General features: G+C 62.6%; 6 protein-coding genes. All 6 read left to right on the forward strand.

Annotation, left to right across the window (positions count from 1 at the left end; translation table 11 throughout):
* Window positions 1-1,758: DUF1998 domain-containing protein (locus tag EOM25_10605; GenBank protein ID NCC25626.1), on the forward strand; the 1,758-nt coding region annotated here is incomplete at its 5' end.
* Window positions 1,759-1,804: 46 nt separating this feature from the next.
* Window positions 1,805-2,983 carry a pyridoxal phosphate-dependent aminotransferase gene (locus EOM25_10610; GenBank protein ID NCC25627.1) on the forward strand — a complete coding sequence of 393 codons (1,179 nt, stop codon included), beginning with the start codon at window positions 1,805-1,807 and terminating at the stop codon, window positions 2,981-2,983.
* Window positions 2,984-3,003: 20 nt separating this feature from the next.
* Window positions 3,004-4,653: a glucose-6-phosphate isomerase gene (locus EOM25_10615; GenBank protein NCC25628.1), complete on the forward strand. Its 1,650-nt coding sequence runs from the start codon at window positions 3,004-3,006 to the stop codon at window positions 4,651-4,653.
* 7 nt (window positions 4,654-4,660) lie between these two features.
* Window positions 4,661-6,082: a two-component sensor histidine kinase gene (locus EOM25_10620; GenBank protein ID NCC25629.1), complete on the forward strand. Its 1,422-nt coding sequence runs from the start codon at window positions 4,661-4,663 to the stop codon at window positions 6,080-6,082.
* A gap of 19 nt (window positions 6,083-6,101) precedes the next feature.
* A complete protein-coding gene (locus tag EOM25_10625; GenBank protein ID NCC25630.1) occupies window positions 6,102-7,472 on the forward strand; it encodes a sigma-54-dependent Fis family transcriptional regulator in 1,371 nt (456 codons plus the stop codon).
* 2 nt (window positions 7,473-7,474) lie between these two features.
* The coding region (locus EOM25_10630; protein ID NCC25631.1) for a sulfite exporter TauE/SafE family protein at window positions 7,475-7,623 on the forward strand (149 nt) is incomplete at its 3' end.

Below are 7,623 nucleotides of genomic sequence, written 5' to 3' on the forward strand. Positions count from 1 at the left end.
CAGGACCGGGTGGATCTGGAGCTGCGCACCGCCGCCTTTCTCACCCGCACCGCAGACGGCCTCTACGGGTTTTCCCACAAGAGCTTCCGCGAGTTCTTTTTGGCCCGGCATCTGTTGCGCGCTCTTCGCCAGGGCGTCGAGGCCCTGACCGCCGCGTTGAACACGGCCCCGCTGACGCCCGAGTGCGTCGCCTTTCTGGCCGACCTGATGATCGAAGACGGGGAGGAGATGATCGGCCTGCCGGAGATCCGAAAGTGTCTGGCCGGTCTGATCCAAGAAGGCCGACTGCTGGAGACCGACGACGGGGTGGGGTATGTCAGCCGGAGTCGACACCCCCAGCGGGAGGTGGATCTTCGCGGGGCCGGATCGGAGTTTTCCATTCACGACGTCTCGACGGGTGAGCTTATCGGAAGCATGGACCGCCATCGGGCCTGGCACGAGGCCCATCCCGGGGCTGTCTACGTCCATCAGGGACGGACCCACGTGGTTCAGGACCTGGATGTGGATTCGGCCACGATTCTCGTCGAGGCCGACGATCCGAAGCACTACACCCGGGCCCTGAGCGCCAAGACCACCCGGATCCTTCGGACCTTGGAGAGCCGGGCACTGGGTTCGACCTCGGTTCATCTCGGTCGGGTCCTGATCACCGAGCGGGTCACGGGATACGAGAAGCGCAGTACCCGGACCGGTCGGTTGGTCGGTCGGGAAGATCTGGATCTGCCGCCTCTGGAGTTCGAGACTGAGGGTCTGTGGGTCATCGTTCCCGAGGCCATCCAATCCAAACTGGAGCGGGACATGCTCCATTTCATGGGGGGCATACATGCCCTGGAGCACGCCTTGATCGCCATGATGCCCCTGTTCGTGCTCACGGACCGGAACGACCTGGGCGGAATCTCGGTTCCCTGCCACGACCAGTTGGGGCAGGCGGCCGTGTTTGTCTATGACGGGGTGCCCGGCGGCGCGGGCCTGACCAGGGCCGGGTTCGCCAAGGCCCGGGAAATTCTGGAGCACACCCTCGAGGCGGTCTCCCGCTGTCCCTGCACCTTCGGATGTCCATCCTGTGTCCATTCTCCCCGATGTGGGTCGGGTAACCGGCCCTTGGACAAGGAGGCGGCCCAGGCCATCATGCGGGGGATGCTGGCCCCGGGAACAGCAGTCCAGTTCTCCGAGGTCGCGATTCCGGAGAACGAACCGGAGATTCCGGCACCGTCCAAGGCCGTGTCCCGGATTCGGTTCGGGGTTTTCGATCTGGAAACCCGCCATTCGGCTCATGAGGTCGGAGGCTGGGGGCGGCCGGAGGCCATGGGGGTTTCCTGCGCCGTCCTCTACGACTCTGGCCCGGATCGGTTCACGACCTACATGGCCGAGGACATTCCGGCCCTGGTTGAAGACCTGCGAAGCCTGGACCTGGTGGTGGGATTCAACATCATCCGTTTTGACTACCGGGTGCTCCAGGGGTATTCACAATTTCCCTTCAGGGATCTGCCGACCCTGGACATTCTGGCCAAGGTTCAGGAAAGGCTTGGCTACCGACTTTCACTGGGGCACTTGGCCCAATATACTTTGAACGCTGCCAAGTCGGCCGACGGCCTGCAGGCGTTGAAGTGGTGGAAGCAGGGGCGGATTCGGGAGATCGTCGAATACTGCACCCAGGACGTGGCCGTGACCCGGGATCTCTACCTCCACGGCCGGGACAAGGGGCATCTCGTTTTTCAAAACAAGGCCGGGCTTCAGGTCAGTCTGCCGGTCTCCTGGTAGGAACCGGGGCCGACTCGCAAACGGCGAATTCCTCAGGGGGAGGGATATGAAACTGTCGAACAGAATTTCTCGCGTGGCCCCGTCGGCCACCCTGGCCGTGAACGCCAAGGCCCAGGAACTCAAGGCCGCCGGCCGGGACGTCATCAGCCTGGCCGTGGGCGAGCCCGACTTCAGGACTCCGGAACATGTCTGCCGGGCGGCCAAGGAGGCCATCGACCAGGGTTTCACCAGGTACACGGCCGAGGCCGGGATTCCGGAGCTGCGCCGGGCCGTGGCCGGGTATTTCAACCGCTGGTACAAGACCTCGGCCGGACCGGAGCATACGATCGTTTCCAACGGCGGCAAGCAGGCCCTCTACAATCTCCTTCAGGTTCTGGTGGATCCCGGGGAAAAGGTTCTTGTTCCGGCCCCCTATTGGGTCAGCTACCCGGACATGGCAACCCTAGCCGGAGGGGAGAGCGTCATCGTCCCAAGCGAGGCCGAGAACGGCTACCTGGTGACGGTTGAGGCCCTGGATCGGGCCTGGACGGCCGAGTGCCGGGTCCTAATCCTCAATTCACCCTCGAACCCCACGGGCGCGGTATATTCCCCAAGGGCTTTTGACGAGATCATGGACTGGGCCATGTCCAAGCCCGGGCTTTTCGTCATCAGCGACGAGATTTACGACCAACTGGTCTATTCGGCCGAGGGACATGCCGGAGCATCATTGTGGTGGCAACGGTTCCCGGAGCGGGTGGCCGTGGTCAACGGCCTGGCCAAGAGCTTCGCCATGACCGGCTGGCGGGTGGGCTACGCCCTGGCCCACGCCGATCTGGTCAAGGCCATGTGCAAGCTCCAGGGCCAGAGCACGTCCAATGTCTGTTCCATCGCCCAGAAGGCGGCCTTGGCCGCCCTGGAAGGGCCCTGGAATCTGGTGGAGGAGATGCGGCAAGCTTTTGTTCGCCGGCGGGATCTGGCCTTGGAGCGGGTCCGATCCTGGCCGGGAGTGGTCTGTCCCAGGGCCGACGGGGCCTTTTACCTCTTCCCCAGGGTTGACGCCCATTACCGGAACGGGGTGAACGGCTCGTCAGACCTGTGCGCCAAAATCCTCGAGGAGTGCGGGGTGGCCCTGGTTCCTGGAGCGGCCTTCGGTGAAGACCGCTGCATTCGCCTCTCCTATGCCACGGCCGACGAGACCCTGGAGCGGGCCCTTGAGGCCATGGGTCGGCTTTTCGTCGAAAATTGACATCCAACCGAGGTGAGATCATGGCCAAAGTGACCGAATGCCGGGTCTGGAAGGCCCTGGACGCCCATGCCCGAGATATGGCCGGGCGGCACATGCGCGAGATGTTCGAGGCCGATCCGGACCGGTTTGACCGCTTTTCCGTCCGACACCAGGGTTTCCTGTTCGACTATTCCAAAAATCAGATCCTGCCCGAGACTATGAATCTTCTCATGGCTCTGGCCCGGGAACGTGGGGTGCCGGAGCGGATCGAGGCCATGTTTCGGGGGGATCGGATCAATACGACCGAGAACCGGCCGGTCCTCCACGTGGCTCTGCGGAATGTGTCCAACCGGGCCATCCTGGTCGACGGCCAGGACGTCATGCCCGAGGTCCGGTCCGTTCTGGCCAGGATGAGGACCTTTACTGGCCGGGTCCGATCCGGGGCCTGGACCGGGATCACGGGCAGGGCCGTGAACGACGTGGTCAACATCGGCATCGGCGGTTCGGATCTCGGGCCCCTCATGGTCACCGAGGCCCTGGCCCACTATGCCGATGGGCCGCGTTGCCATTTCGTGTCCAACGTGGACGGAACCCATATCGCCGAGACCCTGGCCGGACTGGACCCCGAGACGACCCTCTTCGTGGTGGCCTCCAAGACCTTCACCACCCAGGAGACCTTGACCAATGCGGTCACGGCCCGGGACTGGCTGACCGCAGCCCTGGGGGACGAGGCTGTGGCCAGGCATTTCATCGCCCTGTCCACCAACGCCAAGGCCGTGGCGGCCTTTGGCATCGACACGGCCAACATGTTCGAGTTCTGGGACTGGGTGGGGGGGCGCTACTCCCTGTGGTCGGCCATCGGCATGACCATCGCCCTATCCGTGGGCATGGACCGGTTCATGGAGCTTCTGGCCGGGGCCCACGACATGGACGAGCATTTCCGCACGACCCCAGTGGAGACGAACATCCCGGTGATCATGGCCATGCTCGGCATCTGGTACGTGAACTTTCTGGGAGCCGAGACCCAGGCCATCATTCCCTATGACCAGTACCTGCATCGGTTCGCGGCCTATTTTCAGCAGGGGGACATGGAGAGCAACGGCAAGTCCGTGACCTTGGACGGGGAGAGGGTGGACCACGCCACGGGCCCCATCGTCTGGGGGGAGCCGGGAACCAACGGCCAGCACGCCTTTTTCCAGCTTATTCATCAGGGCACCCGCCTGATTCCCTGCGACTTCATCGCCCCGGCCGTGTCCTTGAATCCGGTGGGGAATCACCACGCCATCCTGCTTTCCAATTTTTTTGCCCAGACCGAGGCCCTGATGCGGGGACGGACCGAGGCCGAGGCCGTTTCCGAACTGCTGGCCTTGGGGCTTGGCCGGGCCCGGGCCGAGGCCCTGGCTCCGCATAAAACCTTTCCGGGCAACCGGCCGACGACCTCTATCCTGGTCCAACGGATGGACCCCTTCACCCTGGGCCGGCTCATCGCCATGTACGAACATAAGATCTTTGTCCAGGGCACAGTCTGGAATGTGAACTCCTTCGACCAGATGGGGGTCGAGCTGGGCAAGCAGCTGGCCAAGGCCATCCTGCCCGAGCTGGAAGGGCCGGACCCGGTGGCCGGGCACGACTCCTCCACCAACGGGCTGATCAACTCCTTCAAGGCCATGGGCGGAAGCTCTCTTGCGTAGCACCTTTCTGCAGGATCCGGCCCGGCCGTTTCAGCTGGTCAAGTACCTATCCTGGGGGTCTTTTCTCCTGATCCTGGTTTCCAGCCTGCTCCTTTCGGTCCTCATCTCCAACTCGGCCCGCAAGACCATCCTCCAGAAGAAGCAGGAGCTGGCCCTGCTCCTGGCCGAGAATCTCAACCACCAGATTTATCAGCGCTTCACCCTGCCCACGGTCATCGGCTTCGGGCGGGTCCAGCTCAAAGAGCAGGGCCAGTATGACCGGCTGGATCAAGTCGTGGTCTCCACGGTCCACGGGTTCCATCCCTTGGACATCCGTATCTACGACAACGAGTTCGTGGTTTCCTATTCCTCGGAGCGGGAGGAACTGGGGCGGTCTTTCGGCAAGGACCCCCTGATCAAGCGGGCCATCGACGAAGGGAAAAGCTCCTTCGACCTGCATCGGTCCATGTCCAACTGGCGGGCCATGCTCAGCCTGAACCTGCCCGAGGAGACCTTTGTTCTGCGAACGGTCTACCCGCTGCGGGCCGAGCGGGATTTGCGCTGGCGAACCACGCCCGGGCCGCTCATGGGCGTCTTGGAATTCACCCTGGACGTCACCAAAGACTACCGCGAGGTCATCCATTTTCAATGGCTGGTTACAGGCATCAGCTTCGGGTCCTTTTTGATTCTGTTTCTTCTCCTGTTCGGTCTCATCAACCGGGCCGACCGGATCTTCGCCGAGCGGGTTCGGGACAAGGAGCGTCTGGAGCGTGAGCTCCACCAGAACGAGAAATTGGCCGGCATGGGGCGGGTGGTGGCCAGCATCGCCCATGAGATCCGCAATCCTCTGGGGATCATCCGCAGCAGCGCCGAATTGCTGCTCAAGCGGGCCAAAAAGGAAGGCAACGCCATGACGCCCATCGTGGAGGCCATCTTCGAGGAATCGAAACGACTGAGTTCCACGGTGAACGATTTTCTGGACTACGCCCGACCCAAGCAGCCCAAACGGGACCGGGTCGATCTGACGGCCGTGACCCAAAGGGTGGTCGATTTCGTCAGTGGGGAGTGGCAGAGCCGGGGGGTCGGCATAGTCTTCAAGCCGTCAGGGCCGTCGGAGGTCCTGGGTGATTCCGATCTGCTCTACCGCGCGGTCTACAACCTGGTGGTCAATGGCTGCCAGGCCACGGAATCCTCGGGCGGGTCCGTGGAGATTCGGGTCGAGGCGGGACCATCCCCATCGGTCGTGATCACGGATCAGGGCCCGGGCTTTGAGCCGGAACTGCTCGACAAGTATCTGGAGCCGTTTTACACGACCAAGGATTCCGGTACCGGCCTGGGCCTGGCCATCGTCGACACCATCGCCCAGGGCCACGGGGCCGCCCTGATCCTCGAAAACAGAAAGGACGGCGGGGCCCTGGTCCGCCTGACCTTCAGCGACCGGCCCGTCTGATCAATAGCAAGAAGGAATCATGTCCAAGCATATCCTGATCCTTGACGACGAAAAGAACTATCTGCTCATTCTCCAAGCCCTTCTGGAGGAGGAAGGCTACAAGATCACGGCCCTGTCCGACCCCCAGCTGGGCCTGGCCTTTCTGGAGGAGTCCGAGGTGGACGTGGTCATCACCGACATGAAGATGCCGGGTCTCAGCGGAAGCCAGGTCCTTGAACACGTGCGCCGCAATTTTCCCTACATCCCGGTCCTGATCATGACCGCCTTCGGAAGCATCGACCACGCCGTGGAGGCCATGAAGTGCGGGGCTTTTGACTACATTTCCAAGCCTTTTGCCAACGACGAATTGCTTCTATCGGTGGCCAAGGCCATGCAGATGGCCCAGGCGGAACAGCAGAACCGGATTCTGCGCCGGTCCCTGGCTGAGCGCTACGCCAAGAACCTCATCGTCGGCCAGAGCAAGGCCATCCAGGACGTCCTTCGGCTGGTGGAGCGGGTGGCTCCGACCCGGAGCACGGTTTTGATCACCGGGGAGTCGGGCACGGGCAAGGAGATGGTGGCCAGGGCCATCCACTACTCGTCGGATCGGCGGGACAACGCCTTCATCTCCGTGAACTGTATGTCCCTGAACCCCGGAGTGCTGGAGAGCGAGCTGTTCGGGCACGAAAAGGGTTCCTTCACCGGGGCCGTGGCCCGCAAGAGCGGTCGGTTCGAGTTGGCCAGCAACGGGACCCTTTTCCTGGACGAGATCGGGGAGCTGTCTCCCGAACTCCAGGTCAAGTTGTTGCGGGTTCTCCAGGAGAAGAAGTTCGAGCGTGTCGGAGGGAGCGAGACCATCAGTGCCGATTTCCGTCTGGTGGCGGCCACCAACAAGGATCTTCGCCGCCTGGTGGAGGAGAACCGGATGCGGGAAGACCTCTTTTATCGCCTGAATGTGGTCAACATCGAGATTCCGCCCCTGCGGGACCGGCTGGACGACGTCACCCTGCTGGCCGGGCATTTCCTGCTTCGGTACAGCGAGGAAAACAGGAAGCAGATCAAGGGGTTCTCGGCCGAGGCCATGCAGGCCCTGTCCGGGTACGACTGGCCGGGCAACGTCCGGCAGCTCGAGAACGTGGTCGAGCGCTGCGTGGTGTTGTCCCAGGGCCAGGTCATCGAAATCGACGATCTCCCTCCGGAACTCCGGGACGAGGACCGGCAGCTGAAAAGCGCCGTGGATCTTCTGCCTCTTCAGGGGAATCTGTCCGAGACCCTGGAAAAGATCGAGGCCGCCCTGATCCGTCGGGCCCTAGCCAAAAGCGACTTCGTCAAGGTCAAGGCCGCCGACCTGCTGGGTCTGTCCAAGAGTCTGCTTCAGTACAAACTCAAGAAATACAACATCGAGTCCTGATCGTGATGAGTTCGACCCTGACGGCCATCTTTCTGGCCGTCATCTTTTTTGCCGGGTTCACCCAGGGCCTGACGGGCTTCGGGTCCATCCTCATTTCCGTGTCCATTCTGGCCATGGTCATGGATCTTCAGCTGATCATCCCCTTGGTCAG

Source organism: Deltaproteobacteria bacterium, assembly GCA_009929795.1.
GTDB lineage: Bacteria > Desulfobacterota > Desulfovibrionia > Desulfovibrionales > Desulfomicrobiaceae > RZZR01.